We start from the raw sequence: 20,063 nt of genomic DNA, 5'->3' as shown, positions 1-20,063 counted from the left end.
AACGTCAGCATCACCGTCAAGCTGATCAACCCGATCGCGATGGAAGAAGGCCTGCGCTTCGCCATCCGTGAAGGCGGCCGTACCGTGGGTTCGGGCGTCGTGGCCAAGATCCTCGACATCTAAGCTGGAAGCAAAGGAATCACCATGGCTACCAAGCAAAAGATCCGCATCCGCCTGAAGGCATTCGACTACAAGCTGATCGATCAGTCGGCCGCTGAAATCGTGGACACCGCCAAGCGCACTGGCGCGATCGTCAAGGGCCCCGTGCCCCTGCCGACCCGCATGAAGCGTTTCGACATCCTGCGTTCGCCGCACGTCAACAAGACGTCGCGCGACCAGCTGGAAATCCGCACGCACCAGCGCCTGATGGACATCGTTGATCCCACCGACAAGACCGTGGACGCGCTGATGAAGCTCGACCTGCCGGCCGGCGTCGACGTCGAGATCAAGCTGCAGTAATTCGACCTCGCGTCGCATTCCGAGCACAGCCCGCCCGCAGAAATGCCGGCGGGCTTTTTTGTGCTTCACGTTTGTTTCTCAAGTGTGGCATCCTCGCGCACCGGCCTGCGGGACGCAGTGCGCCGGGGCTGAAATGAGGGCAGCACACGTGATGAGCCAGAAGTTCTCTTTTGCATTCGGTGCGGCGTGCGTCGCCGCGGCATTGCTGGCAGGTTGCGGTGGGGGAGGCGGTGGCGGCGGAGGCGGCGGTGGGTTCCCCATCGGCCTGCCGATCGTGCTGAACCCGGTCGCCCTGAGCGGGAAGGCCACCTACGACTCGGTGCCGAACAACAACGGCCCCCTTGTGTACGCGGACACCACGGCCAAGCCCGTGCGCGGCGCCACGGTGGAAGTGCTCGATGCCACCACATCGGCGCAGCTCGCGTTGACGACTACGGATGACGGTGGCAATTACACGGCTTCGGTGCCGGCGAACACGAACATCATCGTGCGCGTGCGGGCCCAGCTGACGCGGACCGGCCCGGGCGCGACCTGGGATGTCACGGTGCGCGACAACACCCGCAGCGACGCGCTCTATTCGATGCAGTCGGCGAGCTTTTCATCGGGCAGCGTGGCACTGACGCGCGACCTGCGCGCGGACAGCGGCTGGGGAGGCTCTGGCTACAGCGGGACGCGCGTCGCGGCGCCGTTCGCCGTGCTCGACACGGTCTACACCTCGATGCAGAAGGTGCTGTCGGTGGCGCCGGCCTCGGCGTTTCCTGTGCTGAAGGTCTTCTGGAGCGCCAACAATGCGCCGTCGGCCGGCAGCCTGGCGGCGGGGCAGATCGGCACGACCTTCTTCTTCAATAACGGAAGCAGCGGCCGGCAGATCTATGTGCTCGGCAAGGAAGACGTCGACACCGACGAGTTCGATGCGCCGGTGATCGCGCACGAGTGGGGGCACTACTACCAGTCGGCCTTCAGCCGCGACGATTCGATGGGCGGCGAGCATGACGGGACCGATCGTCTCGACCGCCGGCTCGCGTTGTCCGAGGGCTGGGGCAATGCGTGGTCGGGCATCGCCCTCAATCGAAGCAACTATGTGGATTCGACTGCCGGCGGGCAGCAGGGCGGGGGCAAGCCGCTCGATCTGTCGGCCGGTCCTTCGAGCAATCCGGGCTGGTTCCGCGAACTGTCAGTCCAGTCCATCCTGTGGAACCTCAACCGGCAGGCTGGCTTCAAGCCCATCCACGACACCTTGACCGGCTTCCAGTTCCGAAGCGGCGCGGCGGTCACGTCGATCCACGCCTTCGCCGCGGCGTTCAATGCGACGTCGCCTGGCAACGCCTCGGCGCTGAACAGCCTGTTGAGCGCGCAGAACATCATCTCCAACGATGCCTTCGGCGCGGGCGAAACGAACGATGGCGGGTTGCCCACCGTGACCGGCGTGCTGCCGATGTACCGGGCCTTGACTGTTGGTGCGATGCTCAACAACGTCTGTGTTTCCAACGTGGCGGGCTCGGGCAACAAGCTCGGCAACATTGCCTACCTTCGCTTCACCGCGCTGGCGAACCGGGACTACCAGGTCACGGTCGGGGGCGCCGTGCAGCCGGACTTCGACGTCTTCCGGGGCGGAGAGATCGCTCGATCGGGCAGCCGGGTCAGCCTGAGCGCGGGCGAGTACGTTCTGGCGGTGCGGGATGCCGCAATGACGAGCTCCTCTGCTTCGCCGGTGTGCCTCAGCGTGCTCGTTCAATAAGGAAGGGAAGGCTCGCGATGATCCTGAACACTCGCCTCTCTCTGGCTGCCGCACTGACGGCGGGGCTTGCACTGTCCGCGCTCTCGGCCTGCGCCCTGGCCGACGGGGTGCCGCCGACGCGCACCACCGCGAAGTTGTCACCTGCAGGCCCGAAGGGCTCCGCCACCCCCTGGGTGACCGCATCGAGAAAACCCAACGACTCCGGCGTCAAGCTGCAGTACCGGCTGGGCGGCGCGCCGCAGGCCGGCAAGCCGACCGTGGTCGTCCTCCAGTTCGACGGCGTCACCGATCCCGCGGGCGCCAGCGTGGCGTTGACGGTCGATGCGGGGCTGACGCTGTCCGGCAGCGCGTCGCTGAGCCTGCCGCCGGGGCAGCGCTCCGACGCTTCCGTCACGGTGGTCAGCCAGGGCGAGGGGCTGGCCTACCTGAACGTGTTCATCACGCAGGGCGGCCGGACCAGCGCCATTTCCATCCCGATCCAGACCGGCGCGGCGGCGCCCGCCATGAAGGCCGGCGGCGAGATCAAGTCGCTGCCAGGCGGCGACAACATCATCTCGCTGCCCGCGAAATAGGCCCGAAAGCCAGCCGAAACGAGGCCGGAACCCCCTGAATCCGGCCCGAAAAGGGCCACTTGCGCCCCGGTTCGACTGCGGGCTATAATCTCTGGCTCTGCCCTTGTTGCGTCCGTTCGGGCGCCGTTTTGGCAGAGATTTATCAACCTTCTCTCGCAGGCCGGGAAACCAGCCAAACGCTGTCGCCAATTGAAGTGGCAGCGGCGAAGGAAGTCTTCCATTTTTGGAGAAAACAAATGAGTCTGAGCAACTCCCTCGGGTTGCTGGGCCGCAAGGTGGGGATGATGCGTCTCTTCACCGATGACGGGGACGCAGTTCCTGTCACGGTGGTGGATGTGTCCAACAACCGTGTGACCCAGATCAAGTCCCAAGAGACCGATGGCTACGTCGCCCTGCAGGTGACGTTCGGTTCGCGCAAAGCATCGCGCGTGACCAAGCCCCAAGCCGGCCACCTCGCCAAGGCAGGTGTCGAAGCTGGTGAAATCAGCCAGGAATTCCGCGTCACCGCCGATACCGCAGGTCAGCACAAGGCTGGCGGCGTGATCGCGGCAAGCAGCGTGTTCTCCGTGGGCCAGAAGGTGGACGTGCAAGGCACGACCATCGGCAAGGGCTACGCCGGCACGATCAAGCGTCACAACATGAGCTCGCAGCGCGCGTCGCACGGTAACAGCCGTTCGCACAACGTGCCCGGCTCGATCGGCATGGCACAAGACCCCGGTCGCGTGTTCCCCGGCAAGCGCATGACGGGCCACCTCGGCGACGTCACCCGCACGACGCAAAACCTCGACGTGTTCCGCATCGACGAAGCACGTCAGCTGCTGCTCATCAAGGGCGCGATCCCGGGTTCGAAGGGTGGCTTCGTCACCGTGCGTCCCGCCATCAAGGCCAAGCCGCAAGCGGCTGAAGGAGCGAAGTAATGCAACTCGAACTCCTGAACGAACAAGGCCAGGCCGCGTCGAAGTACGACGCCCCCGAGACCGTGTTCGGCCGTGACTACAACGAAGACCTGGTTCACCAGATCGTCGTTGCATTCCAGGCCAACGCCCGTCAAGGCACGCGCGCCCAGAAGGACCGCGAACAGGTCAAGCACTCGACCAAGAAGCCTTTCAAGCAAAAGGGAACGGGCCGCGCCCGTGCCGGTATGACGTCCTCGCCCCTGTGGCGCGGAGGCGGTCGTATTTTCCCGAACATGCCTGACGAAAACTTCTCGCAGAAGATCAACAAGAAGATGTACCGCGCCGGCATGGCCGCCATCTTCTCGCAGCTCGCTCGCGAAGGTCGTCTGGCCGTGGTCGATTCGCTGACCGTGGATTCGCCCAAGACGAAGCCGCTGGCAGCCCGTTTCAAGGCAATGAATCTCGAGTCCGTGCTCGTGATCGCCGAAGAAGTCGACGAAAACCTGTACCTTGCCTCGCGCAATCTGGTCAACATCCTCGTGGTCGAACCCCGTTACGCCGATCCGGTGTCGCTGGTTCACTACAAGAAGGTGCTGGTCACCAAGGGTGCCGTCGACAAGCTCAAGGAGATGTTCGCATGAGCCGCGTGAACCCCACCCCTGCACAACGTAAGTTCGACGAAGGCCGTCTCATGAACGTGCTGGTCGCACCGATCGTGTCCGAAAAGGCCACGATGGTCGGCGAGAAGTCGAACGCTGTCACTTTCAAGGTGCTGCAAGACGCCACCAAGCCCGAGATCAAGGCCGCTGTTGAACTGATGTTCAAGGTCGAAGTCCAGGGCGTGTCGGTGCTCAACACCAAGGGCAAGACCAAGCGCTTTGGCAAGTCCATCGGCCGCCGCGACAACGTTCGCAAGGCTTATGTGACGCTGAAGGCCGGTCAAGAGCTCAACCTCGTCGGGGAAGGCGCTTAATCATGGCCGTCATCAAGATGAAACCCACTTCGCCGGGCCAACGCGGCGCGGTGAAGATTTCGCGTGACCACCTGCACAAGGGTGCGCCTCACGCAGCCCTGCTGGAACCCCAGTTCCAGAAGGCCGGCCGTAACAACAACGGTCACATCACGATCCGCCATCGTGGCGGTGGTGCCAAGCACCACTACCGCATTGTCGACTTCGTGCGCAACAAGGACGGCATCCCGGCCAAGGTCGAACGCATCGAGTACGACCCGAACCGCACCGCCCACATCGCTCTGGTCTGCTACGCCGACGGCGAGCGCCGCTACATCATCGCCCCGCGCGGTCTGGAAGCCGGTGCAACCCTGATGTCGGGCGCCGAAGCCCCGATCCGCGCCGGCAACACCCTGCCGATCCGCAACATCCCCGTGGGTTCGACGATCCACTGCATCGAGCTGCAACCCGGCAAGGGTGCGCAGATCGCTCGTTCGGCCGGTACCTCGGCCACGCTGCTGGCCCGTGAAGGCGTCTACGCCCAGGTCCGCATGCGTTCGGGCGAAGTCCGCCGCATTCACATCGAATGCCGCGCGACCATCGGTGAAGTGGCGAACGAAGAACACAGCCTGCGCCAGCTCGGCAAGGCCGGTGTGAAGCGTCACATGGGTATCCGCCCGACCGTTCGCGGCGTGGTGATGAACCCGGTCGACCACCCGCACGGTGGTGGCGAAGGCAAGACTGGCGAAGGCCGCCATCCTGTCGACCCGTGGGGCAACCTGACCAAGGGCTATCGCACCCGTAACAACAAGCGCACGCAGGTCTTCATCGTGTCGCGTCGCAAGAAGTAAGGGATAGCCAATGACTCGCTCTCTCAAAAAGGGTCCTTTCGTCGACCACCACCTGGTGGCCAAGGCCGACAAGGCCGTGACGAACAAGGACAAGAAGCCGATCAAGACCTGGTCGCGCCGCTCGATGGTTCTGCCCGAGTTCATCGGTCTGACCATCGCTGTGCACAACGGCAAGCAACACGTGCCCGTGTACATCACCGACCAGATGGTCGGCCACAAGCTCGGCGAATTTGCGCTCACGCGCACGTTCAAGGGGCACCCCGCGGACAAAAAAGTCCAGAAGAAGTAAGGAACGACCATGTCTGAAACACGTGCAGTCCTCCGCGGTGTCCGCCTGTCGGTCGACAAGGGCCGTTTGGTCGCGGACCTGATCCGCGGCAAGAAGGTCGATCAAGCGCTCAACGTTCTGCAATTCACGCAGAAGAAGGCCGCTGTGATCATCAAGAAGGTGCTCGAGTCGGCAATTGCCAACGCCGAGCACAACGACGGTGCCGACATCGACGAGCTGAAGGTCAAGACCATCTACGTCGAGCAAGGTGCAACGCTCAAGCGCTTCACGGCGCGCGCCAAGGGTCGCGGCAATCGCATCAGCAAGCCCACGTGCCATGTGTACGTGACGGTTGGCAACTAAGAAGGCCTGGAAGAAATATGGGACAGAAAATCCACCCAACCGGGTTCCGCCTTGCGGTCACCCGTAACTGGTCCAGCCGTTGGTACGCAAGCGACCGCGATTTCGCGGGCATGCTGGCCGAAGACATCAAGGTTCGCGAATACCTGAAGAAGAAGCTGAAGAACGCTTCGGTGTCGCGCGTCATGATCGAGCGTCCCGCCAAGAACGCACGCATCACGATCTACTCGGCTCGTCCGGGCGTCGTGATCGGCAAGAAGGGCGAAGACATCGAGAACCTCAAGCGCGAACTGGGCAAGCAGCTCGGCGTGCCGGTTGCAGTCAACATCGAAGAAGTGCGCAAGCCTGAAATCGATGCGCAGCTGATTGCCGACAGCATCACGCAGCAGCTCGAAAAGCGGATCATGTTCCGCCGTGCCATGAAGCGCGCCATGCAAAACGCCATGCGTCTGGGTGCCCTGGGCATCAAGATCATGTCGTCGGGCCGCCTGAACGGCATCGAAATCGCTCGTTGCGAGTGGTACCGCGAAGGTCGCGTGCCCCTCCACACGCTGCGCGCCGACATCGACTACGGCACCTCGGAAGCCAAGACCACGTACGGCGTCATCGGCGTCAAGGTCTGGGTCTACAAGGGCGACACGCTGGGTCGTAACGACCTGCCGGCCGTCGAAACGCCGCGTCCGGACGAAGAGCGCCGCCCGCGTGGTCCCCGCCGTGATGGTCGCCCTGGCGACCGTCCGGGTGGCGACCGTCGTGGTCCCGGCCCCCGTGCCGGTGCCCGTGGTCCGATCGGTGGCAACACCGCTCCGGCCGATGGCAGCGACAAGCCCGCAGAAGCAACCGGCGGTGCCGGTGCAGACTCGAAACCCGCCGTTAAGCGCGTCCGCAAAGCCGCGCCCGCTGCAGCAGCGGACGGTGCCAAGACCGAGTAATCGGTCGCTCCCGGGCACGCAAGTGCCTGGGGCCCTCACGGAGTAACAAAACATGCTGCAACCTGCACGCAGAAAGTTCCGCAAGGAACAAAAGGGCCGCAACACCGGCATCGCAACCACGGGTAACTCGGTTGCGTTCGGTGATTTCGGTCTCAAATGCACCGACCGCGGTCGCCTCACGGCGCGCCAGATCGAAGCCGCTCGTCGCGCGATTTCGCGTCACGTGAAGCGCGGTGGCCGTATCTGGATCCGCGTGTTCCCGGACAAGCCGATCTCTACCAAGCCCGCTGAAGTGCGGATGGGTAACGGTAAGGGCAACCCCGAGTACTACGTCGCTGAAATTCAGCCTGGCAAGATCGTGTTCGAGATCGTCGGCGTGCCCGAAGAACTCGCCCGCGAAGCGTTCCGCCTGGCCGCCGCCAAGCTTCCGCTGCGTACGACGTTCGTCGCTCGCCAGCTCGGCGCCTGAGAGGAGAACACCCATGGCAACACGTAAGAAGAAAGAAACCGCGGCTTCGGCCAAGGTGACGAAGGCCGCAACCCTGCGCACGAAGGACGTCGCAGGCCTGCAAGCCGAAATCAAGGATCTGCAGAAGGCCCACTTCGGCCTGCGCATGCAGAAAGCCACGCAACAGCTGTCGAACACCACGACGCTGCGCGTGACGCGTCGCGACATCGCTCGCGCCAAGACCATTCTTGCTCAGAAAGAGCAAGAGACCCAAGCCGCCAAGTAAGGAGTGAACATGACGGAAGCTAAAAAATCCCTCAAGCGCACCTTGATCGGCAAGGTGGTCAGCGACAAGCGTGCCAAGACCGTGACCGTGCTGGTCGAGCGCCGTGTGAAGCACGAGCTCTACGGCAAGATCGTGGCCAAGACGAGCAAGTACCACGCCCATGACGAAAAGGGCGAGTACAAGCTGGGCGACACCATCGAGATCACGGAAAGCCGTCCGATCTCGAAGACCAAGAACTGGGTTGTGACCCGTCTGGTCGAGAAGGCCGCCCTGGTCTGATCAAGCACCCGGTCGCCCTCGAGGCAACCCATCCGAAAACGGCCCACAATGTGGGCCGTTTTTCTTTTTCAGGAGCAAATTACATGATCAAAGTCGGCGACACCCTTCCTTCGGCCACCCTGCAGGAATATTCCGAAGTCGAGGGCGAGGGCTGCAGCATCGGCCCGAACCCGGTCGACGTGACCAAGGCCACGGCGGGCAAGACCATCGCGCTGTTCGCACTGCCGGGCGCCTTCACGCCCACCTGCTCGGCCAAGCACGTGCCGGGCTACGTGCAGCACTTCGACGACTTCAAGGCCGCCGGCGTGGACGAGATCTGGTGCGTGAGCGTGAACGACGCGTTCGTGATGGGCGCCTGGGCGCGCGACCAGAAGACCGGCGCCAAGGTGCGCATGCTGGCCGACGGCAGTGCCGACTTCGCCAAAGCCACCGGCCTCACGCTCGACCTGACCGGCCGCGGCATGGGCCTGCGCAGCAATCGTTACTCGATGCTCGTGAAGGACGGCAAAGTCGCGACGCTGAACGTCGAAGGCCCGGGCAAGTTCGAAGTGAGCGACGCCGACACGCTTCTCGCACAAGCCCGCGGCTGAACTCGGATCTTTCGTGGGGGCCGCCGCGCACGGCCGCCCGAAGCGGCCGGCCCGCCCCCGGTAGGGGGTTGGCGCAGCGACACGAAGTGCGCGCAGCCTGGGGGCGAGCCTACAACTCTACTTTGAGGTAGTGAGCCCCGGCCACGGGGTTGTGATAGTAGGGCGGCACCTCCGCGAAGCCCAGGTCTTCGTAGAGGGCGCGCGCCGACTCCATGTCGTCGAGGGTGTCGAGCAGCACGCAGGCATAGCCTGCGCCGCGCGCGGCATCCAGGATGGCTTCGGCCAGCTGCCGGCCGAGCCCAAGCCCCCGGAACCCGGGGCGCACATACAGACGTTTCATTTCCGCCGCGTTCGCGTAGTCCGTGGTGTCGAGCGGGCGCAGCGCGCAGCAGCCCGCCACGTGGGCGAGCGTGCCGTCGGCGCGCTTCAGCGTGGGCGCGGCGCGGCCGGCGTCTTCGTTCACATGGGCGGGATCGACCAGCGCCAGCAGCAAGGTGCCGCGCGGCTCGGCGTACTCGCCGGGCAGATCGGCCAGCTCGCCATCGAAATCCTGGAACGCGAGGTCGATGGTCAGCGAGCCGGCATAGTCGCGGAAGATGGCGCGCACGGCGTCGACTTCATGTGGTTCGTCGGGCACGAGGAGCACCACGGCCGGCATGTCCGACAGCGGCAGTGGGCGGGAGACGGAAAAGCCGCTCATACGCGCAACGACGCCACCCAGAACGCCACGCCCGCGCACAGCGCGAACAGCACCAGCGCCAGCGTGCGCGATACCGCATCGTCGCGGCTCGGGGGCACGCCGTTGCCATTGCCGTTCCCGTTGGAGGCCGTACCCGCAATCACCAGCTTGTCGCCCGACAGCATCGGCCCGACCAGCCGGTGCCGCTTGACCAGCACATAGAACAGCACCGCCAGCACATGCAGGCTCACGAGGGCGATCACGATCCACTTGCCCTGCGCCTTGTGCCAGCCCGTCGCCAGGCTCACCATCGCGCCCGACACGAAGCGGGTCAGTGGCCCGGAGGCGGAAATCTCGTCGTCGGCCATCAGCCCGGTGGCGACCTGCAGGATCAACAGCGCCAGCACCGCGAACACCGACAGCGCGCCCAGTGGCGTGTGGCCGATCAGGTGGTCGGGGTGCGACTTGCCGCGCAGGTAGGCGATGACCGAACCCGGCGCATAGATGAAGGCCGCGAAGCGCGACCAGCGCCCGCCCACGACCCCCCAGACCAGCCGGAACAGCAGCAGCGCCAGCACGGTGTAGCCGAGGCGGAAATGCCATTCCATGATGCCGTTCAGGCCCGTCACGATCAGGCCGATCACGGCGAAGGCGAGCGCCCAGTGAAAGAGGCGGGTCGGCAGGTCCCAGACGCGTGTGCGGGCCACCGAGAGGGTGTCGGTCATCGAAAAAGGCGCCGGGGCGCGAGGCTGCGGAAGGCGCAGATTAGCAAAGTCCGGCCCGGTCCTTCCACCGGGTTGTTGCTATGCGCCCGACACGGGCAGCCCCTACACTGCCTGCAGCACCGCGTTCGACGGTGCCGAAACCCCACACAAGGACCCACGATGACCCGTTTTGCTTCGTTCGCCCTTGCAGCCGCCTGCGCTGCGATGTCCCTGCCCGCCGCGGCACAGTTCGCCAAGCCCGAAGATGCCATCAAGTACCGCCAGAGCGCGCTGTTCGTGATGGCTCAGCACTTCGGCCGCCTCGGCGCCATGGCCAACGGCCGGGCGTCCTACGACGCCGCCGCCGCTGCCGCCAACGCCGAGATCGTCGCCGACATGGCCAAGCTGCCTTGGGCCGGCTTCGGTGCCGGCACTGAGGGCGGCAAGGCCAAGCCCGAAGTCTGGAAGGAAGCCGCGAAGTTCAAGGAACACCAGGACAAGGTGATCGCCGAGACCGGCAAGCTCGTCATCGCCGCCAAGGCCGGCAACATCGACGCGCTCAAGGCCCAGTTCGGCCCGACCGGCGCGAGCTGCAAGGCCTGCCACGACAGCTTCCGCAACCAGTAAGCCGCGGGCTTTCGCAATGAAAAAGGCGCTCCGCAAGGAGCGCCTTTTTCATTCCAGGGATACCGCGGAACCGGCTTTGCCGGGCCGCTGGTATCGCCCCCGGTAGGGGGGTGGCGAAGCGACACGAAGTGCGCGCAGCCTGGGGGCGAGTCAAGCTTCCGCCAGGAGTTTTTCGATCAGCTTGTGCAGCTCGGCGAAGTCGGGCTCGCCCACATAGCGCTTCACGATCTCGCCCTTCTTGTTGACGATGAAGGTGGTCGGCGTGAGCTTCACGTCGCCCCAGGCCTGCGCCACGCTGCCGGTGTTGTCGATCGCCACCTTGAACGGCAGCTTGCGGGTTTCGGCGAAGTTGACGACGTAGCTCGGCGGGTCGTAGCTCATGGCCACCGCCAGCGTGTCGTAGCCCTGGGCCTTGTACTTGTCGTAGGTCGAGATCACCTTGGGCATCTCGGCCACGCAGGTCACGCAACTCGTGGCCCAGAAGTTGACCAGCGTGACCTTGCCCTTCAGGTCGGCCGTGCTCTTGGTGGTGCCGTCGAGCAGCACGAAGGTCGAGGCCGGGGCGGTGGTGCTGCCCGAACCGAGGTACACGCCCACGCCGGCGGCCAGGGCGATCACGACGGCGGCGGCAGCGAGGTATTTTTTCATGGGCACCTGAAAGAGAAAGGCGGGGCGATTTTAGTTCCGCGTGCCGGATCGCGTCGGCGCAGGCCCTTCATCCTCCCGAAGGCCGCTCGATAATCATTCTCCGATGCCATCGCTTCCTTCCCCCTCCTGGCCCGTGCTGGCCCTGGCCGCCGCGCTGGGCGCCTGCAGCCCCACTTTCAACTGGCGCGAAGTGCCGATCGCCGACGCCGGCCTGGTCGCGCTGTTGCCCTGCAAGGCCGACCGCGCCCAGCGCGCGCTGCCGCTGGGCGCCGAGTCGGTGCAGGTCGACATGACCGGCTGCGAAGCCGGCGGCGCGACCTTCGCCGTGGCCCATGCCGCCGCCACCAGCCCGGCGCAGGCCGAGGCCTGGCTCACGGCCTGGCGCACGGCCACGCGCGGCCAGCTGGGCGTGGCGCAGGTGATCGAGGCGCCGGCCACCTTGCCGCGTGCCACCGCCGTGCCCGCGCCGGTGCGGCTCGACGGGCAGTCGGCGCAGCAGGGCGTGGCGCCGGTCCAGGTGCTCTGGTTCGCCCAGTCGCAGAAAGACGGCACCGTGTCGCTCTACCAGGCCACCGTGCTCGGTCGTCCGTCGTCGCCCGAGGCGGCCAGGACTTTCTTCGAGGGCCTGCGCCTGCCCTGAGCCCGGGCCGTGAGGCGCAGCTATCGTTTTTGTAGCTGTTGCCGTGGCGCCAATGGCCGCCTTCCCCGGCTGGCGCGTTGTGTCCTCCATCCATGTCTCTACTTCCTCTGGGCGCCCCCGCATAATCGACGCGTCGTCCTCCGAGCCGCATGAACAGCATCCTCATCATTGCCCACTCTCCGTTCGCACAGGCGCTGCGGCAGTGCGCGCTGCATGTGTTCCCCGACTGCGAACAGGCGGTCGTGGCGCTCGACGTGCTGCCCAACGTGTCGCCCGAAGAAACGCTGGCCGCCGCGCGCATCACGCTCGCGCAGCAGTTGCATGCTCCGCGCTCGCAGGTGCTGGTGCTGGCCGACGTGTTCGGCGCCACGCCCTGCAACGTGGCGCAGAAGCTGGTGGACGGCGTGCGCTCGCGGCTCGTGGCCGGTGTCAACCTGCCGATGCTGCTGCGCGCCGTCACCTACCGCCACGAACCGCTCGACACCCTGGTGCAGCGGGCCCTCGCGGGCGGCACCGCCGGCGTGATGCAGGTGGCGGTGGCGGCTCCCCAGAACCAGGCGAAAAGAAAGCACAGTGATCAAGAAATCCGTGACCATCAGCAATAAGCTGGGCCTGCACGCACGCGCGTCGGCCAAGCTGACCAAGCTCGCGGGCAGCTTCCCCTGCGAGGTGTGGCTGTCGCGCGGCGACCGCCGCATCAATGCCAAGAGCATCATGGGCGTCATGATGCTGGCCGCCGGCCTCGGCGTGACCGTCGAGCTCGAGACCAACGGCCCGCAGGAAGACGAAGCCATGAACGCCATCGTCCAACTGATGGACGACAAGTTCGGCGAAGGCGAATAAGGACCCGCGCATGACCTTCGCAGTCCACGGCCTCCCAGTCGCCCGTGGCATTGCCATCGGCCGCGCGGTGCTGGTGGTGTCCAGCCGCATCGACGTGGCGCACTACTTCATCAAGCCCGACGAGATCGAGAGCGAGATCGACCGCGTGCGCACCGCGCGCAACGCGGTGGCCGACGAGCTCACCAAGCTGCAGGCCAGCGTGGCGCAGATGGGCCCCAACGACGCGCCGCACGAGCTCGCGGCGCTGCTCGAAGTGCACCAGATGCTGCTGCAGGACGACGTGCTCAGCGGCGGCGTGAAGCACTGGATCAGCGAGCGGCTGTACAACGCCGAATGGGCGCTGACCACGCAGCTCGAAATCATCGCGCGCCAGTTCGACGAGATGGAGGACCCGTACCTGCGCGAGCGCAAGGCCGACCTCGAACAGGTGGTCGAGCGCATGCTGCATCGCATGAAGGGCACGGCCGCCGTGCTCGCGCCGAGCCCGCCGCGGCGCAAGCGCGCTGCCGCCCATCACGACCACGACGACGAAGACGACGACCCCACCGCGGGCGACGGCTTCGACGCGCCGCTGGTGCTCATCGCGCACGACCTCTCGCCGGCCGACATGCTGCAGTTCAAGAAGAGCGTGTTCGCGGGCTTCGTGACCGACGTGGGCGGGCGCACCTCGCACACCGCCATCGTGGCGCGCAGCATGGACATCCCGGCCATCGTCGGCGCGCGCTCCGCGAGCCAGCTGGTGCGCCAGGACGACTGGGTCATCATCGATGGCGAGGCCGGCGTGATGATCGTCGACCCGTCGCCGATCATCCTGGCCGAGTACGGCTTCAAGCAGCGCCAGGGCGACCTCGAACGCGGCCGGCTCGCGCGGCTGCGCCACAAGCCCGCCGTCACGCTCGACGGCCAGCGCGTCGAGCTGCTGGCCAACATCGAGATGCCCGAAGACACCCTGGGTGCCGTCAAGGCCGGCGCCGTGGGCGTGGGCCTGTTCCGCAGCGAATTCCTCTTCATGGGCCGCGAGAACTCGGCGCGCCAGACGCGCCTGCCCGACGAAGAAGAGCAGTACCAGGCCTACAAGCGCGCGGTCGAGGGCATGCAGGGCATGCCCGTCACCATCCGCACCATCGACGTGGGCGCCGACAAGCCGCTGGACGGCAAGTCGGCCAGCAAGCAGGAGCACCTGAACCCCGCGCTGGGCCTGCGCGCCATCCGCTGGAGCCTGGCCGATCCGGCGATGTTCCTCACGCAGCTGCGCGCCATCCTGCGCGCGGCGGCGCACGGTGAGATCCACCTGCTCATTCCGATGCTCGCGCACGCCAGCGAGATCCGCCAGACGCTGTCGCTCATCGACTTCGCGCGCGCCGAACTCGACAACCGCGGCGCGGTGTACGGCCCGGTCAAGCTCGGCGCCATGATCGAGATCCCGGCCGCCGCGCTCACGCTCAAGACTTTCCTCAAGCACTTCGACTTCCTGTCGATCGGCACCAACGACCTGATCCAGTACACGCTGGCCATCGACCGCGCCGACGAAGCCGTCGCCCACCTGTACGACCCCGCGCACCCCGCGGTGCTCAAGCTCGTGGCCGACACCATCACCGAGTGCCGTCGCCAGGGCAAGGGCGTGTCGGTGTGCGGCGAGATGGCGGGCGACGTCGCCTTCACGCGCCTGCTGCTGGGCCTGGGCCTGCGCAGCTTCTCGATGCACCCGTCGCGCATCCTCGCCGTGAAGCAGGAAGTGCTGCGCGCCGACACGGGCAAGCTCGAGCCCTGGGCGCGGGGCGTGCTCGACGCGGACGATCCCGCCGCGGCGCTCGCGGGCTGAGCCCGCGCTTTCGCATACCTTTGTCTTCGTGATGCACCGTGAAAACGGTGGGTTGCGGGCCGGACGAAACAAACCGAAATACGGCGATACGGGGGTGAAAGGACTCTCCGGGCATCGACGCGCACCATCAGGTCTCCTCTTCCAACCCCTGAAAGAAAGGCCTGCATCATGATCGTCAAGTCGTCCTTCTCCCTCGCGCAGCTCGTCGCTGTCGGTTCCTTCGCCATGCTCGCCGCCGCCGGCGCCAAGGCTGAAAGTTACGAGGGCGTCCACGCGCCCGTGTCGGCCATGAGCCGCGCCGATGTCAACGCCGAAGCCGTGCGTGCCGCCGCCGCCCCCGACCAGAACGTCGTGCGGGGTTCGCGCGGCCCCGAGACCGTGGCCGTGTCGACCGACCGTGCCCGCGTCATCGCCGAAGCCGTGCGCACCGCCGCCGCCCCCGACCAGAACGTGACCTCCGGCTCGCGCGTGAACAGCAAGGTCATCTCGACGATGCAGAACCCCGTCGACGCGCGTGCCGCCGCCGCGCGCGACAGCGGCAACCGCCTCTGAGCCACTGCGGCGCACGGATCGCCGCCGTCGCCACGTTCATCACTGAAGCAGCCCCGCGCAGGGGCGCATGAAGGAGCACCCCCATGAAGCACTGGATCAAACGCACCCTGTTCGGATTCGCCGGCCTGGCCGTCGTCGCCGGCAGCATCGCCGGCTGTGCCGGCAACCGCCACGGCTGGGGCGGCGACAGCGCCGAGTTCCGCGCCAAGATGGTCGAGCGTGTCGGCAGCAAGCTCGAACTCGACGCCGCACAGAAGCAGAAGCTCACCGTGCTGGCCGAGAAGCTGCAGGCGCAGCGCCAGGCGATGCGCGGAGCGGGCGGCTCGGGCGATCCGCGCTCGCAGTTCAAGGCGCTGTTCGCGGGCAACACGCTCGACCAGTCCGGCGCCGCGCGCCTGATCGAAGAGAAGACCGCCGTGGTGCGCACCGGCAGCCCCGAGGTCATCGCCGCCGCGGCCGACTTCTTCGACCACCTGAATCCCGCCCAGCAACAGAAGGTGCGTGACTTCATGGAGCGCGGCGGCCGCCGCTGGTCGCGCCATGGCTGAAATCGGCTCGCCCCCGGGCTGGGCGCGCTTCGTGTCGCTGCATCGACCCGCTCTGCGGGCGCCGCAGCCGCACGTCGCCTCCGTGGTGTCCCGCGAACCCGAAGCACCGGCCATGGACGGCGTGCGCACCGTGCTGCGCTTCGAAGGCGCGGTGGTGCTCGCGGTGGCGCTGGTCGGCTATGCCCAGTTCGGCATGGGCTGGGGCGTGTTCGCGCTCTGGCTGTTCGCGCCCGACCTCTCGCTGCTCGGCTACCTCGCGGGGCCGCGCGTCGGCGCGGCGCTGTACAACGCAGCGCATGCGCTGATCGGGCCGGTGCTGCTGCTGGCGCTGGGCGTGTTCGCGGCGCAGCCGTGGGCGGTGGCCGGCGGCCTGATCTGGCTGGCCCGCGTCGGGCTCGACCATGCACTGGGCTTCGGCCTGAAGTACGCGACCGGTTTTGCGTCCACCCACCTCGGCCGCATCGGCCGCGCCGATCCGTGGTGAGTGCCGTGGCCCGTTCGCGTCCCCTGATGCGCCCTGCGCTCGCGCGCACCGTGATGCTGGGCGAGGCGCTCACGCTCGCCGTCGCGTCGGCGGTGCACGGCGGCTGGCTCGTGGCCGGCCACGCGCATCCGCAGGCGCGCACCGCCGAGGCCGTGATCGCCACCGTGCTGGTGCTCGCGGCGCTCGAAACCTGGCGCCGCCCCGCGCATGCCCGCACGGCGGCGATCGCCGGACAGGGCTTTGCCCTGCTGGGCACGCTGGTCGGCCTTGGCACCATCGTCGCGGGCATCGGCCCGCGCACGGTGCCCGACGTGGTCTACCACGTGCTCTTGCTCGCCGGCCTCAGCGCCGGCCTGGTCTGGACGGTGCGATGCCGGCCGGATTGATTGCAAGCCTTGCCATTCGCGCTCTCTTTGCCAGGAGGCACAATCCCGCCATGCCGCGCATCCTGCTGATCGACGACGACGAACACCTCGCCGCGCCGCTGACCACCTACTTCGCACGCTTCGGCTGCACGCTCGACAGCGCCAAGCGCCCGAGCGAGGGCATCGCCAAGCTGCGCGCGGGGCACTACGACGCGGCCATCCTCGACGTCATGCTGCCCGAGATGGACGGCTTCGAACTGTGCCGCGAGATCCGCAAGGAAAGCGACATCCCCATCGTGATGCTCACCGCGCGCGGCGAGGTCATGGACCGCGTGGTCGGCCTCGAACTCGGTGCCGACGACTACGTGCCCAAGCCCTTCGAGCCGCGCGAACTCGTGGCGCGCGTGCAGACCATCCTGCGCCGCCAGCGCAGCGCGCCGGCGACAGCCGCCGCCAATGCCCAGCTGCGCGTGTTCGACGGCCTCTCGATCGACCTCGACCGGCGCCAGGTGCTGCGCCACGGCGAGCGCGTGGAACTCACCGGCACCGAGTTCGACCTGCTCGCGCTGCTGGCCGGCGAGCCCGGCAAGGTGTTCAGCCGCGACGACATCCTCAACCGGCTGCGCGGCCACGAGGCCGAGCTCTTCACGCGCGCGGTCGACATCGTGGTGAGCCGGCTGCGCAAGAAGCTCGAGCCGCTCGACTGCATCAAGACGCTGCGCAACGCCGGCTACGCGCTGGCCGTGGCGCCGGGCGAGCCGTCTTCATGAGATTTCCCCGCAGGCGCGCAGGCGCCGTGCCCGCCGACAACGAAGGCCTGTGCCCCGGCAAGGAGCGCCGCCGGCACTGGCACGCGCGCATGCACGCGCACATGCAGCAGCGCTGGCGCAGCTCGGTGCGCGTGCGGATCGTGATGATGTTCGTGGTGCTCGCGCTCGTGATGGCGGCGGTGTTCGTGGGCGGCATGAAGCGGTCGTTCTCCAGCACCTGGGCCGAGGCCGCGCAGCCGATGCTGATGGACTACGCCGACCGCCTCGTCGCCGAACTCGGCACGCCGCCCGACACGGTGCGCGCGCAGGCGCTGGTCGACCGGCTGCCGATCACCATCCGCATCACCGGGCCCAGCGTGAACTGGGAGTCGAACCCCGGCAACGACATGCACGCGCGCGGCGGCTGGTTCTACGACCGCGACCGCGAGGAGTCGATGTTCTCCACCGAGCGCTGGTTCGTGCGTCCCACGGCCGACGGGCACAAGGTCATCTTCGGCTGGGCGCCCCGGCTGTGGCAGCTCGCGCCGCGCGCGGCGGGCTGGACCACGCTGTGCGTGCTGCTGCTGCTCGTGGTGGTGGCCTACGCACTGGTGAGCCGGCTGCTGCGTCCGCTGATCGACATCCGCGAGGGCGCGCAGCGCTTCGGCCGCGGCGAGTTCACGCAGCCCATTCCGATCCGCCGCAACGACGACCTGGGCGACCTCGCGCAGCGCGTCAACACCATGGCCAGCGACATCCAGGCCATGCTCGACGCCAAGCGCGGCCTGCTGCTGGCGCTGAGCCACGAGCTGCGCTCGCCGCTCACGCGGGCCCGGCTCAACGCCGAGCTGCTGCCCGCCACGCCCGAAGGCGAGGCCGAGCGCGAGGCGCTGTTGCGCGACCTCAACGAGATGCGCGACCTGATCAGCGACCTGCTCGAGAGCGAACGCCTCGCGAGCCCGCATGCCGCGTTGCAACGCGAGCCGGTCGACCTGGCCGCGCTGGTGCGCGAGATCGTGGCGGAGATGCCCGGCGCGCAGGCGGTGCGGCTCGACCTCGCGGACGGCCTGGCGCCGCAGCCCGTCGACCGCATGCGCGTGCGCCTGATGGTGCGCAACCTGCTGGACAACGCGCTGCGCTACAGCGCCGGCGCACCGCAGCCGCCGACCGTGAGCTTGCGCGCGCCGGCCGACGGCGGTGCCGAGCTGGAGGTGCGCGACTTCGGTCCCGGCGTGGACGACGCGCAGCTCGAACGCCTGACCGAGCCCTTCTATCGCACCGACGGCGCGCGGGCGCGCGCCACGGGCGGTGTCGGCCTCGGCATGTACCTGTGCCGGCTCATCGCCGAAGCCCACGGCGGCCGGCTCACGGTGCGCAACGCGCACCCCGGCCTGCAGATCAGCGTGCGGTTCGGCTGAGGCGCGTGGTGGCTTCGGCGGACCATCCGCCGCCGAGCGCGTGGTACAGCGCCATGCTGGCTTGCAAGCGCGCCTGCAGCAACTGGGCGCGTGCATCCTGTGCGGCGAACAGCGTGCGCTGCGCATCGAGCAGCGTGAGCAATGTTTCGGCGCCTGCGCGGTAGCGCGATTCGGCGAGCGTGCGCGCGCGTTCGGCTTGCGCCAGCTCTTCGTCTTGTGCCGCCCGCTGCGTGTCGAGCGCGGCCACGGCGTCGAGTGCGGTCAGCGCGTCGGTGAAGGCGGCCACCGTGGCGGCGCGGTAGTTCGCGAGCAGTTCCTCGCGCCGCGCAGCCGACAGGTCACGCGCCGCGGCGCGCCGGCCGCCGTCGAAGATCGGCGCCGCGAGCGCCGCGGCCAGGCTGTACACCGGGTGGTCGAACAGCGTGCCGAAGCGCGGCCCCGCGGCCACGAGGCCGGCACTCAGCGTGAGTGTCGGGAACATCGCCGCGCGCGCCGCCGCCACGTCCGCATCGGCCGCGGCCAATGCGGCCTCGGCGCGTGCGATGTCGGGCCGGCGCGCCAGCAGGTCGGCCGGCAGGTTGGCTTCGACCGCGGGCAGCGCGAGCTGCTGCAGGCTGGCGACGGCGATCGGCACTTCGCTGCCGGCCTGTCCGAGCCAGCGCGCCAGGCGGACGTCCGCCGCGCGCGACTGCTGGTGCAGCGTCGCGGCCGTGCGCCGCTGCGACGCGACGATGCCGCGCTGCTGCGCAAGCTCGAGCGGCGAGGCCGCGCCCGCGCGCGCACGGGCCTCGACCAGCTGCAGCAGCCGTTCGGCATCGTCCAGGCTGCGACGCGCGATGGCCGTGCGCTCGCGCCCGCCCAGCGCTTCGAGCCAAGCCGCGCCCGCGCCTGCGCGCAGTGCGAGCCGCACCGCGTCGCGGTCGAAGGCGCTGGCCTGCCGCGAGGCGCCGGCGCTGTCGCGCTGCGCGCGCAGGCGGCCCCACAGGTCGACCTCGTAGCGCGCATCGAGCCCGAGCGCACGCCGGTTGCCGCTCACGTTCGCATCGCCGCCGAGCCGGCCCTGGCGCTGCACATCGGCGGTCGCCGACAGCGCGGGCCAGGCCGAGGCGCCGGTGATGCGCTCCTGCGCCTCGGCCTGGCGCAGGCGCGCTTCGGCGGCATCGCCATCGGGGTTGCCGGCATCGACCGCGGCGACGAAGGCCGGCAGCTCGGTGGTGCCGAAGCCCGTCCACCACGGATCGGCGACGGGCGGTGTACGCGCAGGCGCATCGGTGGAGGGCGTCGCGCAGCCCGCGAGCAGCAGCGCCGCCAGGGCCAGTGCGGCGGGAGAGAAGAAAAGGCGCGTCATGGCAGTCG

At 67.7% G+C, this 20,063-nt stretch carries 30 protein-coding genes; 26 read left to right on the top strand and 4 right to left on the bottom strand.

The genetic code is table 11. The annotated features are described in order from the left end of the window. From AC07Q9_RS29385 to AC07Q9_RS29315, 15 genes are all read left to right on the top strand, one after another. On the top strand, positions 1-123 hold a 123-nt coding region (locus AC07Q9_RS29385; RefSeq protein WP_455342413.1), incomplete at its 5' end, for an EF-Tu C-terminal domain-related protein. A 21-nt stretch (positions 124-144) separates the two neighbouring features. Continuing rightward, the gene (gene rpsJ / locus AC07Q9_RS29380) at positions 145-459 is read left to right on the top strand and encodes a 30S ribosomal protein S10 (protein ID WP_007838118.1); all 315 of its coding nucleotides are present in this window, start codon (positions 145-147) and stop codon (positions 457-459) included. Between the two features lie 151 nt (positions 460-610). Next, positions 611-2,197: a hypothetical protein gene (locus tag AC07Q9_RS29375; protein WP_495312716.1), complete on the top strand. Its 1,587-nt coding sequence runs from the start codon at positions 611-613 to the stop codon at positions 2,195-2,197. A 17-nt stretch (positions 2,198-2,214) separates the two neighbouring features. After that, a complete protein-coding gene (locus AC07Q9_RS29370; protein WP_495312715.1) occupies positions 2,215-2,769 on the top strand; it encodes a hypothetical protein in 555 nt (184 codons plus the stop codon). A 236-nt stretch (positions 2,770-3,005) separates the two neighbouring features. Then, entirely contained in the window at positions 3,006-3,686 is a 681-nt protein-coding gene (gene rplC / locus AC07Q9_RS29365; protein ID WP_489061989.1) for a 50S ribosomal protein L3, read from the top strand. Then, on the top strand, positions 3,686-4,306 hold the full coding sequence (rplD, locus tag AC07Q9_RS29360) for a 50S ribosomal protein L4 (protein WP_013543942.1): 621 nt from the start codon (positions 3,686-3,688) through the stop codon (positions 4,304-4,306). Before rplC ends, rplD begins: the two co-directional genes overlap by 1 nt. Then, positions 4,303-4,638: a 50S ribosomal protein L23 gene (gene rplW, locus AC07Q9_RS29355; protein WP_056576559.1), complete on the top strand. Its 336-nt coding sequence runs from the start codon at positions 4,303-4,305 to the stop codon at positions 4,636-4,638. The genes rplD and rplW overlap by 4 nt, the downstream gene beginning before the upstream one ends. A gap of 2 nt (positions 4,639-4,640) precedes the next feature. After that, complete coding sequence (gene rplB, locus AC07Q9_RS29350) at positions 4,641-5,465, top strand: 50S ribosomal protein L2 (protein ID WP_056576555.1); 825 nt, start codon at positions 4,641-4,643, stop codon at positions 5,463-5,465. A gap of 10 nt (positions 5,466-5,475) precedes the next feature. After that, entirely contained in the window at positions 5,476-5,754 is a 279-nt protein-coding gene (gene rpsS / locus AC07Q9_RS29345) for a 30S ribosomal protein S19 (protein WP_062478874.1), read from the top strand. Positions 5,755-5,763: 9 nt separating this feature from the next. Next, entirely contained in the window at positions 5,764-6,096 is a 333-nt protein-coding gene (rplV, locus tag AC07Q9_RS29340) for a 50S ribosomal protein L22 (RefSeq protein ID WP_007838134.1), read from the top strand. Between the two features lie 17 nt (positions 6,097-6,113). Beyond that, entirely contained in the window at positions 6,114-7,025 is a 912-nt protein-coding gene (gene rpsC, locus AC07Q9_RS29335; RefSeq protein ID WP_056576551.1) for a 30S ribosomal protein S3, read from the top strand. A gap of 52 nt (positions 7,026-7,077) precedes the next feature. Then, positions 7,078-7,494 carry a 50S ribosomal protein L16 gene (gene rplP / locus AC07Q9_RS29330; protein WP_007838137.1) on the top strand — a complete coding sequence of 139 codons (417 nt, stop codon included), beginning with the start codon at positions 7,078-7,080 and terminating at the stop codon, positions 7,492-7,494. Between the two features lie 55 nt (positions 7,495-7,549). After that, entirely contained in the window at positions 7,550-7,759 is a 210-nt protein-coding gene (gene rpmC / locus AC07Q9_RS29325; RefSeq protein ID WP_056577224.1) for a 50S ribosomal protein L29, read from the top strand. Positions 7,760-7,768: 9 nt separating this feature from the next. Next, entirely contained in the window at positions 7,769-8,038 is a 270-nt protein-coding gene (rpsQ, locus tag AC07Q9_RS29320; protein WP_056576548.1) for a 30S ribosomal protein S17, read from the top strand. Between the two features lie 83 nt (positions 8,039-8,121). Next, complete coding sequence (locus AC07Q9_RS29315; protein WP_070061892.1) at positions 8,122-8,628, top strand: peroxiredoxin; 507 nt, start codon at positions 8,122-8,124, stop codon at positions 8,626-8,628. Positions 8,629-8,737: 109 nt separating this feature from the next. On the opposite strand, the gene AC07Q9_RS29310 is transcribed toward AC07Q9_RS29315, so the two are convergent. Together AC07Q9_RS29310 and AC07Q9_RS29305 are read right to left on the bottom strand one after the other, a co-directional pair. Then, a complete protein-coding gene (locus AC07Q9_RS29310; RefSeq protein ID WP_495312714.1) occupies positions 8,738-9,328 on the bottom strand; it encodes a GNAT family N-acetyltransferase in 591 nt (196 codons plus the stop codon). After that, positions 9,325-10,032, bottom strand: coding sequence for a cytochrome b/b6 domain-containing protein (locus tag AC07Q9_RS29305; RefSeq protein WP_495312713.1), 708 nt, complete (start codon positions 10,030-10,032; stop codon positions 9,325-9,327). The genes AC07Q9_RS29310 and AC07Q9_RS29305 overlap by 4 nt, the downstream gene beginning before the upstream one ends. 159 nt (positions 10,033-10,191) lie before the next feature. Here AC07Q9_RS29305 and AC07Q9_RS29300 point away from each other — a divergent pair, with 159 nt between their 5' ends. Beyond that, the gene (locus tag AC07Q9_RS29300; protein WP_495312712.1) at positions 10,192-10,638 is read left to right on the top strand and encodes a c-type cytochrome; all 447 of its coding nucleotides are present in this window, start codon (positions 10,192-10,194) and stop codon (positions 10,636-10,638) included. A gap of 150 nt (positions 10,639-10,788) precedes the next feature. Here the strand turns inward: AC07Q9_RS29300 and AC07Q9_RS29295 are convergent, their stop codons facing one another. After that, complete coding sequence (locus AC07Q9_RS29295) at positions 10,789-11,286, bottom strand: TlpA disulfide reductase family protein (RefSeq protein ID WP_495312711.1); 498 nt, start codon at positions 11,284-11,286, stop codon at positions 10,789-10,791. 103 nt (positions 11,287-11,389) lie between these two features. On the opposite strand from AC07Q9_RS29295, the gene AC07Q9_RS29290 reads away from it, so the two are divergent. The 10 genes from AC07Q9_RS29290 (at position 11,390) to AC07Q9_RS29245 (ending at position 18,707) form a co-directional block, all read left to right on the top strand. Further along, on the top strand, positions 11,390-11,926 hold the full coding sequence (locus tag AC07Q9_RS29290; protein WP_492683100.1) for a hypothetical protein: 537 nt from the start codon (positions 11,390-11,392) through the stop codon (positions 11,924-11,926). Between the two features lie 149 nt (positions 11,927-12,075). Continuing rightward, a complete protein-coding gene (locus tag AC07Q9_RS29285) occupies positions 12,076-12,531 on the top strand; it encodes a PTS sugar transporter subunit IIA (protein ID WP_062478898.1) in 456 nt (151 codons plus the stop codon). Next, complete coding sequence (locus AC07Q9_RS29280) at positions 12,500-12,769, top strand: HPr family phosphocarrier protein (RefSeq protein ID WP_062478901.1); 270 nt, start codon at positions 12,500-12,502, stop codon at positions 12,767-12,769. The genes AC07Q9_RS29285 and AC07Q9_RS29280 overlap by 32 nt, the downstream gene beginning before the upstream one ends. Before the next feature lie 10 nt (positions 12,770-12,779). After that, positions 12,780-14,591 carry a phosphoenolpyruvate--protein phosphotransferase gene (ptsP, locus tag AC07Q9_RS29275; protein ID WP_495312710.1) on the top strand — a complete coding sequence of 604 codons (1,812 nt, stop codon included), beginning with the start codon at positions 12,780-12,782 and terminating at the stop codon, positions 14,589-14,591. Between the two features lie 168 nt (positions 14,592-14,759). Beyond that, entirely contained in the window at positions 14,760-15,143 is a 384-nt protein-coding gene (locus tag AC07Q9_RS29270; RefSeq protein WP_062478905.1) for a hypothetical protein, read from the top strand. Positions 15,144-15,226: 83 nt separating this feature from the next. Next, positions 15,227-15,691, top strand: a complete 465-nt coding sequence (locus tag AC07Q9_RS29265; RefSeq protein WP_495312709.1) for a Spy/CpxP family protein refolding chaperone — start codon at positions 15,227-15,229, stop codon at positions 15,689-15,691. Then, the gene (locus AC07Q9_RS29260; protein WP_495312708.1) at positions 15,684-16,175 is read left to right on the top strand and encodes a DUF4260 domain-containing protein; all 492 of its coding nucleotides are present in this window, start codon (positions 15,684-15,686) and stop codon (positions 16,173-16,175) included. Before AC07Q9_RS29265 ends, AC07Q9_RS29260 begins: the two co-directional genes overlap by 8 nt. A 26-nt stretch (positions 16,176-16,201) precedes the next feature. Next, the gene (locus AC07Q9_RS29255; protein ID WP_495312707.1) at positions 16,202-16,561 is read left to right on the top strand and encodes a hypothetical protein; all 360 of its coding nucleotides are present in this window, start codon (positions 16,202-16,204) and stop codon (positions 16,559-16,561) included. A 50-nt stretch (positions 16,562-16,611) separates the two neighbouring features. After that, positions 16,612-17,310, top strand: a complete 699-nt coding sequence (locus tag AC07Q9_RS29250; protein ID WP_495312706.1) for a response regulator transcription factor — start codon at positions 16,612-16,614, stop codon at positions 17,308-17,310. Then, positions 17,307-18,707: a sensor histidine kinase gene (locus tag AC07Q9_RS29245; protein ID WP_495312705.1), complete on the top strand. Its 1,401-nt coding sequence runs from the start codon at positions 17,307-17,309 to the stop codon at positions 18,705-18,707. Before AC07Q9_RS29250 ends, AC07Q9_RS29245 begins: the two co-directional genes overlap by 4 nt. Here the strand turns inward: AC07Q9_RS29245 and AC07Q9_RS29240 are convergent. Then, the gene (locus AC07Q9_RS29240; protein WP_495312704.1) at positions 18,688-20,055 is read right to left on the bottom strand and encodes an efflux transporter outer membrane subunit; all 1,368 of its coding nucleotides are present in this window, start codon (positions 20,053-20,055) and stop codon (positions 18,688-18,690) included. The two genes, AC07Q9_RS29245 and AC07Q9_RS29240, sit on opposite strands and share 20 nt — an antisense overlap. Positions 20,056-20,063 lie beyond the last annotated feature (8 nt).

It is taken from the genome of Variovorax sp. GW821-FHT09A10 (assembly GCF_059418385.1).
Note: the sequence above shows the minus strand (reverse complement) of the source record. Positions and strands in the feature narration are given on the sequence as shown.

Coding starts and splice junctions, on each gene's coding strand:
- rpsQ (WP_056576548.1), top strand. CDS start 7,769: ATGACGGAAGCTAAAAAATCCCTCAAGCGCACCTTGATCGGCAAGGTG.
- AC07Q9_RS29315 (WP_070061892.1), top strand. CDS start 8,122: ATGATCAAAGTCGGCGACACCCTTCCTTCGGCCACCCTGCAGGAATAT.
- AC07Q9_RS29270 (WP_062478905.1), top strand. CDS start 14,760: ATGATCGTCAAGTCGTCCTTCTCCCTCGCGCAGCTCGTCGCTGTCGGT.
- rpsC (WP_056576551.1), top strand. CDS start 6,114: ATGGGACAGAAAATCCACCCAACCGGGTTCCGCCTTGCGGTCACCCGT.
- AC07Q9_RS29255 (WP_495312707.1), top strand. CDS start 16,202: ATGCGCCCTGCGCTCGCGCGCACCGTGATGCTGGGCGAGGCGCTCACG.
- AC07Q9_RS29295 (WP_495312711.1), bottom strand. CDS start 11,286: ATGAAAAAATACCTCGCTGCCGCCGCCGTCGTGATCGCCCTGGCCGCC.
- AC07Q9_RS29310 (WP_495312714.1), bottom strand. CDS start 9,328: ATGAGCGGCTTTTCCGTCTCCCGCCCACTGCCGCTGTCGGACATGCCG.
- rpsS (WP_062478874.1), top strand. CDS start 5,476: ATGACTCGCTCTCTCAAAAAGGGTCCTTTCGTCGACCACCACCTGGTG.
- rpsJ (WP_007838118.1), top strand. CDS start 145: ATGGCTACCAAGCAAAAGATCCGCATCCGCCTGAAGGCATTCGACTAC.
- AC07Q9_RS29265 (WP_495312709.1), top strand. CDS start 15,227: ATGAAGCACTGGATCAAACGCACCCTGTTCGGATTCGCCGGCCTGGCC.
- ptsP (WP_495312710.1), top strand. CDS start 12,780: ATGACCTTCGCAGTCCACGGCCTCCCAGTCGCCCGTGGCATTGCCATC.
- rplP (WP_007838137.1), top strand. CDS start 7,078: ATGCTGCAACCTGCACGCAGAAAGTTCCGCAAGGAACAAAAGGGCCGC.
- AC07Q9_RS29285 (WP_062478898.1), top strand. CDS start 12,076: ATGAACAGCATCCTCATCATTGCCCACTCTCCGTTCGCACAGGCGCTG.
- AC07Q9_RS29375 (WP_495312716.1), top strand. CDS start 611: ATGAGCCAGAAGTTCTCTTTTGCATTCGGTGCGGCGTGCGTCGCCGCG.
- rplV (WP_007838134.1), top strand. CDS start 5,764: ATGTCTGAAACACGTGCAGTCCTCCGCGGTGTCCGCCTGTCGGTCGAC.
- AC07Q9_RS29305 (WP_495312713.1), bottom strand. CDS start 10,032: ATGACCGACACCCTCTCGGTGGCCCGCACACGCGTCTGGGACCTGCCG.
- rplB (WP_056576555.1), top strand. CDS start 4,641: ATGGCCGTCATCAAGATGAAACCCACTTCGCCGGGCCAACGCGGCGCG.
- rplC (WP_489061989.1), top strand. CDS start 3,006: ATGAGTCTGAGCAACTCCCTCGGGTTGCTGGGCCGCAAGGTGGGGATG.
- AC07Q9_RS29250 (WP_495312706.1), top strand. CDS start 16,612: ATGCCGCGCATCCTGCTGATCGACGACGACGAACACCTCGCCGCGCCG.
- rplW (WP_056576559.1), top strand. CDS start 4,303: ATGAGCCGCGTGAACCCCACCCCTGCACAACGTAAGTTCGACGAAGGC.
- AC07Q9_RS29245 (WP_495312705.1), top strand. CDS start 17,307: ATGAGATTTCCCCGCAGGCGCGCAGGCGCCGTGCCCGCCGACAACGAA.
- AC07Q9_RS29260 (WP_495312708.1), top strand. CDS start 15,684: ATGGCTGAAATCGGCTCGCCCCCGGGCTGGGCGCGCTTCGTGTCGCTG.
- AC07Q9_RS29370 (WP_495312715.1), top strand. CDS start 2,215: ATGATCCTGAACACTCGCCTCTCTCTGGCTGCCGCACTGACGGCGGGG.
- AC07Q9_RS29300 (WP_495312712.1), top strand. CDS start 10,192: ATGACCCGTTTTGCTTCGTTCGCCCTTGCAGCCGCCTGCGCTGCGATG.
- AC07Q9_RS29240 (WP_495312704.1), bottom strand. CDS start 20,055: ATGACGCGCCTTTTCTTCTCTCCCGCCGCACTGGCCCTGGCGGCGCTG.
- AC07Q9_RS29290 (WP_492683100.1), top strand. CDS start 11,390: ATGCCATCGCTTCCTTCCCCCTCCTGGCCCGTGCTGGCCCTGGCCGCC.
- rplD (WP_013543942.1), top strand. CDS start 3,686: ATGCAACTCGAACTCCTGAACGAACAAGGCCAGGCCGCGTCGAAGTAC.